14 protein-coding genes and 1 pseudogene are annotated in these 13,717 nt (G+C 70.4%); 10 read left to right on the top strand and 5 right to left on the bottom strand.

Annotation, left to right across the window (positions count from 1 at the left end; translation table 11 throughout):
• Positions 1–27 precede the first annotated feature (27 nt).
• Positions 28–1,548: a tRNA (N6-isopentenyl adenosine(37)-C2)-methylthiotransferase MiaB gene (gene miaB, locus AB0C75_RS09460; RefSeq protein ID WP_362888703.1), complete on the bottom strand. Its 1,521-nt coding sequence runs from the start codon at positions 1,546–1,548 to the stop codon at positions 28–30.
• A gap of 99 nt (positions 1,549–1,647) precedes the next feature.
• Between miaB and AB0C75_RS09455 the strand changes: the two genes are divergently transcribed.
• Positions 1,648–2,643: a TAXI family TRAP transporter solute-binding subunit gene (locus AB0C75_RS09455; protein WP_362888701.1), complete on the top strand. Its 996-nt coding sequence runs from the start codon at positions 1,648–1,650 to the stop codon at positions 2,641–2,643.
• A gap of 1 nt (position 2,644) precedes the next feature.
• On the opposite strand, the gene AB0C75_RS09450 is transcribed toward AB0C75_RS09455, so the two are convergent.
• On the bottom strand, positions 2,645–4,039 hold the full coding sequence (locus tag AB0C75_RS09450; RefSeq protein WP_362888700.1) for an ATP-binding protein: 1,395 nt from the start codon (positions 4,037–4,039) through the stop codon (positions 2,645–2,647).
• A 14-nt stretch (positions 4,040–4,053) separates the two neighbouring features.
• Positions 4,054–4,746 (bottom strand): response regulator transcription factor, encoded by a 693-nt coding sequence (locus tag AB0C75_RS09445; protein ID WP_362888698.1) that lies wholly within the window; start codon positions 4,744–4,746, stop codon positions 4,054–4,056.
• A 366-nt stretch (positions 4,747–5,112) separates the two neighbouring features.
• On the opposite strand from AB0C75_RS09445, the gene AB0C75_RS09440 reads away from it, so the two are divergent.
• The 9 genes from AB0C75_RS09440 (at position 5,113) to AB0C75_RS09400 (ending at position 12,536) form a co-directional block, all read left to right on the top strand.
• Positions 5,113–5,898 carry an amino acid ABC transporter ATP-binding protein gene (locus tag AB0C75_RS09440; protein ID WP_362888696.1) on the top strand — a complete coding sequence of 262 codons (786 nt, stop codon included), beginning with the start codon at positions 5,113–5,115 and terminating at the stop codon, positions 5,896–5,898.
• Positions 5,899–5,931: 33 nt separating this feature from the next.
• Positions 5,932–6,855, top strand: coding sequence for a glutamate ABC transporter substrate-binding protein (locus AB0C75_RS09435; protein ID WP_362888694.1), 924 nt, complete (start codon positions 5,932–5,934; stop codon positions 6,853–6,855).
• Between the two features lie 171 nt (positions 6,856–7,026).
• Complete coding sequence (locus AB0C75_RS09430) at positions 7,027–7,674, top strand: amino acid ABC transporter permease (protein WP_362888692.1); 648 nt, start codon at positions 7,027–7,029, stop codon at positions 7,672–7,674.
• Positions 7,671–8,600 (top strand): amino acid ABC transporter permease, encoded by a 930-nt coding sequence (locus AB0C75_RS09425; protein ID WP_362888690.1) that lies wholly within the window; start codon positions 7,671–7,673, stop codon positions 8,598–8,600. The genes AB0C75_RS09430 and AB0C75_RS09425 overlap by 4 nt, the downstream gene beginning before the upstream one ends.
• Positions 8,601–8,860: 260 nt before the next feature.
• Positions 8,861–10,495, top strand: coding sequence for an FAD-dependent monooxygenase (locus AB0C75_RS09420; protein WP_362888688.1), 1,635 nt, complete (start codon positions 8,861–8,863; stop codon positions 10,493–10,495).
• A 32-nt stretch (positions 10,496–10,527) separates the two neighbouring features.
• Entirely contained in the window at positions 10,528–10,614 is an 87-nt protein-coding gene (locus AB0C75_RS09415; RefSeq protein ID WP_311605579.1) for a putative leader peptide, read from the top strand.
• A 136-nt stretch (positions 10,615–10,750) separates the two neighbouring features.
• A complete protein-coding gene (locus tag AB0C75_RS09410) occupies positions 10,751–11,311 on the top strand; it encodes a cysteine dioxygenase (protein ID WP_362889157.1) in 561 nt (186 codons plus the stop codon).
• Positions 11,308–11,715: a rhodanese-like domain-containing protein gene (locus tag AB0C75_RS09405; RefSeq protein WP_362888686.1), complete on the top strand. Its 408-nt coding sequence runs from the start codon at positions 11,308–11,310 to the stop codon at positions 11,713–11,715. The genes AB0C75_RS09410 and AB0C75_RS09405 overlap by 4 nt, the downstream gene beginning before the upstream one ends.
• A gap of 185 nt (positions 11,716–11,900) precedes the next feature.
• Positions 11,901–12,536: a hypothetical protein gene (locus AB0C75_RS09400; protein ID WP_362888684.1), complete on the top strand. Its 636-nt coding sequence runs from the start codon at positions 11,901–11,903 to the stop codon at positions 12,534–12,536.
• Between the two features lie 129 nt (positions 12,537–12,665).
• Here the strand turns inward: AB0C75_RS09400 and recX are convergent, their stop codons facing one another.
• The gene (gene recX / locus AB0C75_RS09395; protein ID WP_362888682.1) at positions 12,666–13,358 is read right to left on the bottom strand and encodes a recombination regulator RecX; all 693 of its coding nucleotides are present in this window, start codon (positions 13,356–13,358) and stop codon (positions 12,666–12,668) included.
• Between the two features lie 9 nt (positions 13,359–13,367).
• Positions 13,368–13,717: pseudogene (locus AB0C75_RS09390) on the bottom strand (DNA recombination/repair protein RecA); the annotation flags it as partial.

The following is a 13,717-nucleotide window of genomic DNA, read 5'->3' as shown; positions in this document are numbered from 1 at the left end:
CGGTCAGCGTAATCGGACCGGCCGTCGTCAGTCGCAGCCGCACCCCGGGGTGGCGGCCGCGGGCAGCGGGGCGGGCGCGCCGATCCCGGGCAGCCCCAGCATGACTCCGGCGGGCCGTTCGGCGGGAGCCGCGTTGCGCTTCTCCCAGGCGTCTCCCGACCGGGTGCGCCGGACGCCCAGGGGTGTGCCCTCGGCGAGCAGGTGGTGCGGGGCGGCGTAGCTGATCTCGACCGTCACGACGTCCCCGGGCCGTACGTCCTGGGAGGGCTTGGTGAAGTGGACCAGACGGTTGTCGGGAGCGCGCCCGGAGAGCCGGTGCGTGGCGCCGTCCTTGCGGCCCTCGCCCTCGGCGACCATGACGTCCAGGGTGCGGCCGACCTGCTTCTTGTTCTCGTCCCAGGAGATCTCCTCCTGGAGGGCGGACAGGCGCATGTAGCGCTCCTGCACGACCTCCTTGGGGATCTGTCCCTCCATGTCGGCCGCCGGGGTCCCGGGGCGCTTGGAGTACTGGAAGGTGAAGGCGTTCGCGAAGCGGGCCTCGCGCACGGCGTGCATGGTCTGCTCGAAGTCCTCCTCGGTCTCCCCGGGGAAGCCGACGATGATGTCGGTGGAGATGGCGGCGTCCGGCATGGCCGCGCGCACCTTCTCGATGATCCCGAGGAAGCGCTCCTGACGGTAGGAGCGGCGCATGGCCTTGAGGATCCTGTCCGATCCCGACTGCATCGGCATGTGCAGCTGGGGCATCACGTTCGGTGTCTCGGCCATCGCCGCGATCACGTCGTCGGTGAAGTCGCGCGGGTGGGGCGAGGTGAAGCGGACGCGCTCCAGGCCCTCGATCGTGCCGCAGGCCCGCAGCAGCTTGGAGAACGCCTCGCGGTCGCCGATGTCGGAACCGTAGGCGTTCACGTTCTGCCCGAGCAGCGTGATCTCGCTGACCCCCTCGGCGACCAGGGCCTCGATCTCCGCCAGGATGTCGCCGGTGCGACGGTCCTTCTCCTTGCCGCGCAGCGCGGGAACGATGCAGAAGGTGCAGGTGTTGTTGCAGCCCACGGAGATCGACACCCACGCCGCGTAGGCCGACTCACGGCGGGTGGGCAGCGTCGAGGGGAACGCCTCGAGGGACTCGGCGATCTCGACCTGCGCCTCCTCCTGGACCCTGGCCCGCTCCAGCAGCACCGGCAGCTTGCCGATGTTGTGGGTGCCGAACACGACGTCCACCCACGGGGCGCGCCGCACGATGGTGTCGCGGTCCTTCTGTGCCAGACAGCCGCCGACGGCGATCTGCATCCCGGGGCGCTTCGTCTTCATGGGGGCGAGGCGGCCGAGGTTGCCGTAGAGCTTGTTGTCGGCGTTCTCACGCACGGCGCAGGTGTTGAACACCACGACATCGGCGTCACCGTCGGAGCCCTCGGGGGCGCGTACGTATCCGGCGCCCTCCAGCAGCCCCGACAAGCGTTCGGAGTCGTGGACGTTCATCTGGCACCCGTAAGTGCGCACCTCGTAGCTCTTCTGGACGTCCACTGCTTCGCTCCGGTTGCCGCTGGTCATGGGACAAGGGTAGGCGGTGGCGCCGGTTCTCCCGCCGCCGGAGCCGGTACCCCCGTTCCGGCCTGGCCAGGACGGTGCGTGGGCTGGCAGGATCGCGCCATGCAGCACGTACTGTCCCGGTTCGGCCGGCGACGCACCCTTCAGGGGGGCGCCGCCCTCCTGGTCGTGCTCGGGCTGCTGCTGTGGTGGGTGCTCCCGATCGGGAAGGCGGAGCCGAGCGGTTCGCTCACCTTCTCCACGGGCGTGCGCAGCGGGGTCTACCAGCGCTACGGCCAGCGACTGGAGGGCGCGCTGGCCAAGGACATGCCCAAGGTGTCGATACACCTGCAGACGAGCGAGGGCTCGCAGCAGAACCTCGAACGCGTCGCCACGGGGAAGGCCGACTTCACCATCGCGACCGCCGACGCCGTCGCCACCTATCTGCAGAGCGGCAAGCCCGGCGCCGGCCGGCTGCGCGGCTGCGTCCGGCTGTACGACGACTACATCCAGCTGATCGTGCCCAGCGACTCCAAGATCCGCGAGGTCTCGGATCTGCGGGGCAAGCGGGTGGGTGTGGGGCAGCAGGGTTCGGGCGTGCTTCTCGTCGCTGACCGGCTGATGAAGGCGGCGGGCGTCGATCCGGAGGGGGACATCACCCCTGTCAGGGCCGGGATCGACACGATGCCGGCGAGGCTGGCGGACGGACGGCTGGACGCCTTCTTCTGGTCCGGGGGGCTGCCGACGGGCGCCGTGCAGGATCTCTCGGAGAAGTTCGCGATCCGGCTGGTGCCGTTGGAGGACTCGCTGGTGACCGAGCTCCAGGCCGTCGGCGGGTCCACGCGCTACTACCGCTCCGCGGTGATCCCGGCGGACGCCTACCGCCACGCGCAGGGTGACGCGGTGAAGACGGTCGCGGTCTCCAATCTGCTGATCACCACGGACCGTACCGATCCGCTGACGACCGAGGCGTTCACCCGGACCGTGATCGACAGCCGGGACCGGATCGGCCGTGAGGTGCACTCCGCGCAGCTGGTGGATCTGCGGACGGCCATCTACACCGATCCACTGCCGCTGCACGAGGGCGCCAGGCGCTACTACCGCTCGGCCAAGCCCTGACTCACGTGTGCGGAGGGTTGCGCGGCACGGTGACCGTCACCCGCAGGCCGTGCGGCGGGTGCGTCTCGTGGCGGAGCGATCCGCCGCCCGCCGCGAGCAGGGCACGCGAGATGGACAGTCCGAGACCGGATCCCTTGACGTTCTGGTGCCGCCCGCTGCGCCAGAAGCGGTCGCCGACGCGCTCCAGTTCCTGATCGGTCAGGCCCGGCCCCCGGTCGGCGACGACGACCGTGACGCCCTCGCCGTCCGAGCCTGCGGTGACCCGGACCTCCTGGCCTTCGGGGGTGAATTTGAGGCCGTTGTCGATGATGGCGTCCAGCGCGCTGGACAGGGCGATCGGATCGGCCCAGCCGGTCACAGCGGGCACCCCGTCCAGGATGAGCCGTACGCCCTTCTCCTCGGCCAGCGGACGCCATGAGGCGACGCGTTCCCCGGCGAGCGCGGCGATGTCGGTGAGCTGGAGATCGGCCGCCGTGTGCTCGGCCAACGCCAGGTCGAGGAGGTCGTCGAGCACCTGGGCGAGGCGCTTGCCCTCCGTGCGGACCGAGGCGATCTCCTCGTTGCCGTCGGGTAGTTCGAGGGCGAGGAGCTCGATCCGGAGCAGCAGCGCGGCCAGCGGGTTGCGCAACTGGTGCGAGGCGTCGGCGACGAAGGCGCGCTGCTGCTCCAGCACGTCCTCGACGTTGTCGGCCATCTCGTTGAACGAGCGGGCGAGCCGTCTGAGTTCGGGCGGCCCGCCGGACGCGACGACCCGCGACCTCATCCGGCCGCTGGCGATGTCATGGGTGGCCGCGTCCAGGACCCGTACGGGCAGGAGGACCCATCCGGTGAGACGGAACGCGGCGCCGACCGCCACCAGCAGGGCCGCCGCCTCGCCGATGGCGATGAGCAGCCAGCCGCGCACCGTCCTGGACCGCATGTCGCCGGTGGGCGAGTCGGTCACGACGACGGCGACCACGTCTCCGTCGCGTACGACCGGGGAGGCGACGACGATCCGGTCGTCCTGCCAGGGCCAGACCTGGGAGGGGTCGTGGGAGCGGCGGCCGAGCAGGGCCTCCTCGAAGGCCGCTCTGCCTTCCCCGTCGGCGGGCAGGGACCAGGAGTCGGGTGCCTTCGCGAGCGCCCTGTCGTCGCGGTAGAAGACTCCGGCGCGGATCCCGTACACCGAGTCGTAGGCCTCGAGTTCGGTCTGCAGGATCCGCTGCCGTTCGTCGGTGCCGACGAGGGGTTCGTCGACGAACTGGGCCAGCGCGCCGAAGCGCGCGGTGTCGTCGATCCGGTCGATGACGACCCGCTGTTGTTCGGCGGCGGCCACCCGCACGGCCAGCGGGAGGCCGAGTGCGAGGAGCACGGCGGCCATCAGGATGATGAGCAGGGGGAGCAGACGGGTGCGCACGGGGGCGTACGTCCTCAGGCCGGCGGCGGGACGAGCCGGTAGCCGACTCCTCGCACGGTCTCTACCAGAGCGGGGAGCCGCAACTTGGAGCGCAGCGAGGCGACGTGCACCTCCAGGGTGCGTCCGGTCCCCTCCCAGCTGGTCCGCCACACCTCGCTGATGATCTGCTCCCGGCGGAAGACCACTCCGGGGCGCTGGGCGAGAAGCGCGAGAAGGTCGAACTCCTTGCGGGTGAGCTGGACCTCCTGGCCGTCGACACTGACCCTGCGGGTGGGCAGTTCGATGTGGACCGGGCCGATCCGCAGGGCGGCGAGCGGCGTCGGACCGGTGTCCTCACCGGCGTTCCTGCGCCGGGCGACGGCATGGATACGGGCGAGGAGCTCACCGGTGTCGTACGGCTTCACGACGTAGTCGTCGGCTCCGAGGTTGAGGCCGTGGATCCTGGAGCGGACATCGGCCCGCGCGGTCACCATGATCACCGGGATCGCCGAACGCTTGCGGATCTTCCCGCAGACCTCGTAGCCGTCCTGGTCGGGCAGCCCGAGATCCAGGAGCACGACCCCGAAGGGCTCCTTGTCGGCCGGCAGCAGCGCCTGCAGGGCCTCCTCGCCGCTGCGGGCGTGCACGACCTGGAAGCCGTGACGTGAGAGCACGGCGGACAGGGCCGCGGCAACGTGGTCGTCGTCCTCGACGAGCAGCAGTCTCATGACCCCCCTTTCCGTTTTCCTTGTCATCCCATGGCCGAGCCATGTCCTTCGCGGCGGCCGGGAACCGTGCGTGACGATCCACGGGTGTTCCCCCCGGCGAATCTTCCCGTACCGCGGCGATTCATGTGATTCCCGTACCAGGGCATCCACGCCGATGACAGGTACGCCAGTCAAGTCCCCGCCGGTTACCACCAGGTTTCCGTTACCCACCCGGTACGCCGCCGGGTGCCCCGTGGCGTCCCCTTCACGCCGTGTGTCCGGTTGCGGCCGGATCGTTATGCTCAATTTCCGCTCAGATGTAATGACTCTGGTAGCACTGCGTCACTAGGGTCCTTGCCTAACCGAGGAGGACGGAGCAAGAAGCCGATGAGCGGAGTTTCAGTGACCAAGGCCGCCGACGATGCCGCACCTGCGGGAGACGACCTTGTCGTACTGAGCGACGTCAACAAGCACTTCGGCGCGCTGCATGTGCTCCAGGACATCGATCTGACCATCGCCCGCGGCGAGGTCGTCGTAGTCATCGGGCCCTCCGGGTCCGGGAAGTCCACGCTGTGCCGCACGATCAACCGCTTGGAGACGATCGACTCGGGCGCGATCGCGATCGACGGCAAGCCACTGCCCCAGGAGGGCAAGGAGCTGGCGAGGCTGCGTGCCGATGTCGGCATGGTCTTCCAGTCGTTCAATCTCTTCGCGCACAAGACGGTGCTCGAGAACGTGATGCTGGGCCAGGTCAAGGTCCGTGGGACGGACAAGAAGGCCGCCGAGGAGAAGGCCAGGAGCCTGCTCGACCGCGTGGGGGTCGGCGTCCAGGCGGACAAGTACCCGGCGCAGCTCTCGGGCGGCCAGCAGCAGCGCGTCGCCATCGCGCGTGCGCTGGCGATGGACCCCAAGGTCATGCTCTTCGACGAGCCCACGTCGGCGCTCGACCCGGAGATGATCAACGAGGTGCTCGAGGTCATGCAGCAGCTGGCCCGCGAGGGGATGACCATGGTCGTCGTCACCCACGAGATGGGCTTCGCCCGCTCGGCCGCCAACCGTGTGGTCTTCATGGCGGACGGGAAGATCGTCGAGGAGGCGACTCCCGACCAGTTCTTCAGCAATCCGCGCAGCGACCGGGCCAAGGACTTCCTGTCGAAGATTCTTCACCACTGACTACCGACGACCTACGACACAAGGATTGTTGACATGAAGCTCCGCAAGTCGGCCGCCGTTGCGGCCATCGCTGTGCTCGCCCTGACCGCGACCGCGTGTGGCGGCAAGGAGGGCTCCGCCGGCGACAAGCCGTCGGGCGTCAAGCCCGGTTCGTCGGCGGCCCCCGAGCTGCCGAAGTACACCGTCGCGACCGGTGTCGACCTGGACTCGCCGGTCTTCAAGGAGGCGAAGAAGCGCGGCAAGCTGGTCATCGGTGCCAAGGCCGACCAGCCGTACCTCGGCTTCGAGGACCAGTCGACCAAGGAGCGCTCCGGCTTCGACATCGAGATCGCCCGTATGATCGCGGCCGACCTCGGCTTCACGGACAAGCAGATCGAGTGGAAGACCGTCGACTCCGGCATCCGTGAGACGGCCATCGCCAAGGGTCAGGTCGACTTCCTGGTCGGTACCTACACGATCAACGACGAGCGCAAGAAGCAGGTCGGCTTCGCGGGCCCGTACTACAAGGCCGGCGCGGACCTGCTGGTGCGCAAGGACGACACCTCCATCACCGGCAAGGAGTCGGTGAAGGGCAAGAAGGTCTGCTCGATCGTGGGTTCCACCCCGCTCCAGGAGATCAAGAAGCCCGAGTACGGCGCGAAGGTCGTCGAGCTGGCCAAGTACTCGGACTGCGTGCAGCAGCTCCTGACCAAGCAGATCGACGCGGTCACCACCGACGACTCGATCCTCAAGGGATACGCCGCCGCCAACTCCGGCAAGCTCAAGGTCGTCGGCAAGCCCTTCACCGACGAGCCCTACGGCGTCGGCCTGAACAAGGACGACAAGGTGCTCCGCGAGGCGATCGACAAGTCGCTGGAGACCCACACCGAGGACGGCACGTACAAGAAGATCTACGAGGCGACCCTCGGCCTGTCCGGCTCGGACTACATCGAGCCGCCGGCCATCGAGCGCTACTGACGCAGCCCCGTCGCTGACGTCCCGTCACTGACGCCGCCCGTCGCTGATGCCCTGTCACTGACGCCGCGCGCGTGAGTGAAGCGTCCCGTACGCCGCCGCCCATCGGGCACAGCGGCGTACGGGGCGCCCTTCCCCTGCCCTGATGCCGCTGACCGCCGACGCGGAGACCCCATGAACGCATTGCTCGACAACTTTCCGGAATTCCGCGACGGCTTCATAGGCACCGTGTCGATCACCGTCAGCAGTTCGGTCATCGCCCTGGTCCTGGGCATCGTCATCGCCGGCTGCCGGGTGTCCCCCGTGCCGCCGCTGCGCTTCTTCGGCACCGCCTGGGTGACCCTGCTGCGCAACACCCCGCTGACGCTTCTCTTCATGATCTTCTTCTTCGTGGTGCCGGAGATCCTCTTCCCGGGCATGAGCCCCTTCCTGCTCGGCTCGCTGGCACTCGGCTTCTACACCTCGTCGTTCGTGTGCGAGGCCGTCCGCTCGGGCATCAACACCGTCCCCCTGGGGCAGGCCGAGGCCGCGCGCTCCATCGGAATGACGTTCACCCAGACCCTGCGGATCGTGATCTTCCCGCAGGCCACCAGGTCCGTCATCCCGCCGCTGAGCAGCATCTTCATCGCACTCACGAAGAACTCGGCGATCGCCGGTGCCTTCAGCAACACCGAACTCTTCGGGTGGCAGAAGCTGATGAGCGACCGCGGCTACGAAATCGGACCGGTCTTCATCTGGGTGGCCATCGGCTATCTGGTCGTCACGTTTGTCATCAGCGGTCTCTTCCGGCTGCTGGAGCGCCGCATGGAGGTCGCCCGATGAGTGCCAGCGTTCTCTACGACGCCCCCGGCCCGAAGGCGGCCGTCCGTAACCGGATCTACGCCGTGGTCGGAAGTCTCGCCATCCTCGCCCTGATCGCGATCGGCCTGATGCGGCTGGCCGACAAGGGTCATCTCGCCCCCGAGATGTGGGACATCTTCAACTACTCGGGTATCCGGCAGAACATCGCCGACGCCGTGCTCGCCACGCTCAAGGCCTTCGGCCTGGCGGCGATCGGCTCACTGATCTTCGGGGTCGTGCTCGCCGTCGGCCGGCTCTCCGACCACAAGCCGGTCCGCTGGGTCGCCACCACCTTCATCGAGCTCTTCCGCTCGATCCCGCTGCTGATCACCATCTACGCCATCTGGGTCGGCTTCCTCACCGACTACTCGATGTGGGCCCTGGCGCTCGGACTCTCCATCTACAACGGCAGTGTCCAGGCCGAGGTGCTGCGCGCGGGCATCAACTCCGTGCCCAAGGGCCAGAGCGAAGCGGCCTACGCCCTCGGGATGAGCAAGACCCAGGTCATGGTCAGCGTGCTGATGCCGCAGGCGGTCCGCGCCATGCTGCCGACGATCATCAGCCAGCTGGTGGTGACCCTCAAGGACACCTCGCTCGGCTTCATCATCCTGTACCCGGAGCTGCTCCAGACGGCGCGTCTGATCGCCGCCAACACCCAGGTCAACAGCCAGTACCCGTACGTCTCGACGATCGCCGTCATCGGCACGATCTATGTGGCGATGTGTCTGCTCCTGTCGGCACTCGCCACCTGGATCGAGAAGCGCGGCCGGCGGGCCAAGACCGGGATCGCGGTGGCCACGGCCGCCGAGACCCCGGGAGCCATCCCCGCCGGCGGCCTGACGGTCCCCCCTGCCGAGGACCCGGCAGTCGGCCCCGACGCCAACGGGGGGCCCGGCACGGCGGGCTGACGGACCGGTCGTCGCTCCCCTCGCCCCGCTCAGGACAGCCCGTCGGTACACCGGCGGGCTGTCCGGGGTTTCGGAGCCCGCACGGGTTGCGTGGGGCGGCGACGAGGGCGTCCCGTCCACCGTCGCTTGACGCAAGCAGCGGCAGTGGGTTGCATTCGTTCTGTGATCGCGTCCCGAACCACCGCCGCCGCACCCCCTGGTTCCCCCTCGGCATCGACAACCTCCACAGCCACTCCCACCAGCGCCGAAGGGTTCACACCGTGGACCCGGTGATCGTCGTCGGCGCCGGGCCGGTCGGGCTGGCCCTGTCGCTCGCCCTCGCGGCTCAGAGCGTTCCCTCCGTCCTGCTCGACGAAGGGTCGGGCAAGGACGAACCGCGCCCCGCCCGCACCGTCGTGCTGCGCGAGGACACCGCGGACCTCGTGGCCCGGCTGGGCTGTTCGACGCTCCACGACGAGGGACTGCGGTGGGCCGGCTGGCGTTCCGTGCGACGTAAGCAACTGGTGCGGGCCGTACCTCTGGGCGAGGAGGAGGGCACCGTCCCCCTGCCCGCGCCCGTCCATCTGCCGCAGCACGCGCTGGCCGGCGGCCTGCGGGCCGCGGTCGCCGCGCAGGACCTGGTCACCACGGTGCCGTTGAGCAGGATCGACACCCTGGAACAGGACGCGCACGGGATCACGGTGCACACCCGGGAGCCCGGATCGACCTGGTGGCGCGGGAGTTATCTGGTGGGCTGCGACGGCGCGCGGTCCACCGTACGCAAGCTCCTGGACATCAGGTTCCCGGGCCGCACCGCGGTCGAGCGGCACGCCGTCGCCGCGCTCCGTGCCCAACTCCCCTGGCCGGGAGAAGCGGTGCTCCACCGGGCTCCGCCCTGGCGCTCCGGTGGTTCCGAGATCACCGCGCGACCGCTGCCCGACGACGTCTGGCGGCTGGACTGGCTCCTTCCGCCGCGCGGCGAGCTCGTCACCCCCGACGCGCTGATCACCAGGATCCGCGACACCCTCGAAGGCTGGTGCGGCGAGACTCCGGCGTACGAACTGCTCGACACGGGCGTGTACACCCTGCACCACCGGCTGGCCAGGCGCTGGCGGTCCAAGCGCGCCTTCCTCGCCGGCGACGCCGCGCACCTGCTGGGCGCGCTCGGCACCCAGGGCCTGGACGAGGGGCTGCGGGACGCCGAGAATCTGGCCTGGAAGCTGGCGCAGGCCTGGCATCAGAGCGCCTCCGAGCTGCTGCTCGACAGCTATCAGGCCGAGCGCAGGGCGGCCGTCGCAGCCCGACTGCGGGCCGCCGACCAGTCGCTGCCGATACTGCGGGGCGGCGGCGGTCTCCGGACGCTCGTACCGGGCGCGGCGCGAGGCCACGACACCTTGCTGGCCGACGGTCATCTGGGGTGCGGGCCACTGGGCGCGCCCCCCGCGTACGCCCACTCCCCCCTTTCACCTCGACGCACCGAGGGCCACGCGTCCGTGGGGACGGCGCCCGGGGCGCCCGTCGCCGATGTGCGGGTGACAGCGCCCGACGGGAAGACCGTGCGGCTGCGCGACCGGCTGGGTCTGGGGCACCTGCTGGTGATCCTGGTCGCGCCGGGCACGGGCGTGTGGGACAGACGGCACTGGCTGACCGCGGGGGTCATGCCCCGGCTCGTCGACGCGGTGGAGGCCCTCCCCGTGAACGCCGAGCTGCTGGTTGCCGAGAGCTATCCGGGAGCCACCGCGCACACGGTGCTGCTGGTCAGGCCGGACGGGCATCTCGTCGCGGCCTTCAGCGGTGTGCGGCCCGCGGAACTGCTCGCGGCGGCCGACACGGCGCGCGGGAGTGGCGCGGACACGGCGCACGGCGACCAGGCCCGCGCCACCACGAGCTCCGACCGGACCGCGGACGTCAATTGACCGCCGCAGGCACACATGGTGTACTCCAGATCATGACCGACACCGATGTGCGCCTGTGGCGGAGGGTCCATATGGACCTCGTCCGCTATGCGGGCTGCGTGTGTCGCCCGTCCTGCTGAATCGCCTCTCACCGCACGTCGTGCTGTTTCGCGCACGGCTGTGCTTCCACGCGAACTTCTCAGGACGGTCCCTGTGTCTGCATCCTTCCCCACCCTGCCCACGCCCGCGTCCACCGTCGGGACGGACCCGGCGCTCCTGGCCGCCGACGGCGCGAACGTTCCGCCCACCGCCGGTGCGCACTCTCCGACCCCGGCCACCGCGCCGGCCCCGACCGCGGCGGAACTGCTGGCCTTCGTCCGCCGGACCGCGCAGGACGCCGCGCTCGTCGCCTCGCTCCCGCTCGACCTCGAGGGGCGCACCTGGCTCAGGCTCGAGGGTCCGGGCGGCAGCGAGGCGTGGCTGATCGGCTGGCCTCCCGGTACCGGGACGGGCTGGCACGACCACGCCGAGTCGACGGGGGCGTTCACCGTCGCCGCGGGCGCCCTCAAGGAACACTCGCTGGCCGCGCGGCTGCCCACCGACGGCTGGCAGACCCTCGAACTGAGCGAGGGCATCGACCGGGAGCGGCAACTGGCGACCGGACAGGGCAGGGCCTTCGGCCGGCACCATGTCCACGAGGTGCTCAACGAGTCCGGCGAGGAACACGCCGTGTCGGTGCACGCGTACTACCCGCCCCTGCCGCAGATCCGCCGCTACAGCCGCACCGGCGCGGTGCTGCGCCTGGAGCAGACCGAGCGCCCGGAGGACTGGCAGTGAGCGACGGGGACCGGGACCGGCCGGAGCCGGTGGGCATCGACGAACTGCTCGACCGGGTACGGGCCGGTTACGAGCGGGTGGGGCCCGAGGAGGCGGCGGTAGCGGCGGCCGATGGCGCACTGCTCGTCGACATCCGTTACGCGGCGCTGCGCGAGAAGGACGGCCTGATCCCGGGCGCTCTGGTGGTCGAGCGCAACGAGCTGGAATGGCGGCTCGACCCGCAGGGAAGCCACCGCGCCGAGGAGGCGGTGAGCCATGATCTGCGGGTCGTGGTGATCTGCAACGAGGGTTACGCCTCCAGCCTCGCGGTCTCCTCCCTGCGACAGCTGGGACTGCACCGGGCCACAGATCTGACCGGCGGCTTCCAGGCGTGGCGCGCGGCCGGTCTCCCGGTCACCCTCTGACCCGGAGCACCCGGCGGCCCCGACTGCTGAAATGACCGGTGACGCTGTCACCGGTCATTCGGCTGCTCGCAGGACCGAATGGCGCCCCGGCCCACCCGAACGCTGCTCTCCGGTGGAGCAATCCCCCCGCGCGACGGACATTCGCCTCATCACCGAGGACCGGAATGTACGGAGATGTCGCGCCGATGGAAACCGCTCAGCTCACCCCGGACCAGCTCGACACACAGGCCTCCCGGCTCCATGACACCGATGCCTGGCAGCGGATCGTCACGGGCTGGGAGCAGACCGCCCGGGAGCCCGCACGTCCGGCACCGATCCCCGGTCACGAAACGCCTCCCGTCCCTCCGGCCGACTGGCGGGACCTGCTGTCCGTGCCCGTCGACAGGCTCATCGAGGACTCCCTGCGGACGCTGCCCCCGCGCCCGCCGCGCGAGCGCCCGCTTCCCGGGCGCCTCGGCGCCGCGCTGCCCGAGCGTCTGCACACGTGGCGCCGCATCGGACAGCCGGACGTGCGCCCGTCCACCCATCTGGGCCATGCCCGGCAGATCCTGACCGAGTGGGGTTGGCAGAACACCCCCTACCGGCTGCGCAACGCCCGTGGCGCGCGCTGCCTCTGCGGAGCGATGCTGACGGCCCACCGGCTCGGCTACGGATCGCTCGACACCGTCGACCGCGCCGGAGCCTGGATCATCACCGAGCTGCGCTCACAGGGCTGGACCGATCTGATCGGCCCCTGGAACCGGCACCCCGGCCGCACGGCCGCCGACGCGCTGGCCCTGATCGACGCCACGATCCGCCGGGCGTCGATGGCAGGTCACTGAGGTCCTCACCGTTCGCCGATCGGCACGGGCCGGCCCCGGTCACCACCGGCCCCGGATCAGCCCGGTGCCAGCCCCGGTCGCACCGGCCCCTGTCCACCGGCTCGCCGGCCTCCGGCCTCCGGCCTCCGGTCAGAAGGGCTCGTCCAGCCCCTCCGTGTCCTCCCCCTCGGCCTCGATCGCCTGACGCACCACACGCAGGGCCATCCCCTCGCCGTACCCCTTGCGCGCGAGCATGCCCGCCAGCCGGCGCAGACGCTTGTCACGGTCCAGCCCCCGGGTGGCGCGGAGCTTTCGCGCGACGAGCTCCCTGGCGGTCTCCTCCTCCTGTTCGGGGTCGAGCTGCCCGACCGCCTCGTCGATCACCGTCGGGTCCACCCCCTTGGTCCGCAGTTCCCGCACGAGGGCGCGCCGGGCCAGCCCCCTGCCGTGGTGCCGGGACTCGACCCAGGCGTCCGCGAACGCCGCGTCGTCGATCAGTCCCACGTCCTCGAACCGCGAGAGCACCTCCTCCGCGGCCTCGTCCGGGATCTCCCGCTTACGCAGCGCGTCGGCCAGCTGCTTCCGGGTGCGCGGCGTGCCGGTCAGCAGCCTGAGACAGATGTTGCGCGCCTGCTCGACCGGGTCTCGCGGTTCCCCCTTCTCGGCCCTCGACGAGGAAGGGGAACCGCTGCTTCTGGAACGGGAGCGGGAATGACGGCCCGCCCCCTCGCCGAACCCGGCCCCCCGACCGGGCTCCGGGGGACCCCCGGACGGTTCTGCGGCGTACTCGGGGCCGGGGCCCGCGCCTGTGTCGGCGCCCGGCCACTCCGTGCGACGCGTCATGGCCTGGCCCTAGCTCTTGGCCGCCGCCGCCTTGGCGGGCTTGGCCTTGGTCGCGGGAGCCGGTACCGACTTGGCCGCCCCCTCCGCCGGTGCACCCGCGGTGACCGCGGCGTCGGCCGCGGGCTCCGCCAAGGCGTCCTCCGGACGGACACCGACGCCGAGCTTGTCGAGGATCTTCTTCTCGATCTCGTTGGCCAGGTCGGGGTTGTCCTTGAGGAAGTTGCGGGAGTTCTCCTTGCCCTGGCCGAGCTGGTCGCCCTCGTACGTGTACCAGGCGCCGGCCTTGCGGACGAAGCCGTGCTCCACGCCCATGTCGATCAGACCGCCCTCACGGCTGATGCCCTGGCCGTAGAGGATGT

It is taken from the genome of Streptomyces sp. NPDC048565 (genome assembly GCF_040650935.1).
GTDB lineage: Bacteria > Actinomycetota > Actinomycetes > Streptomycetales > Streptomycetaceae > Streptomyces.
This window is presented reverse-complemented; position numbering and strand designations above follow the sequence as displayed.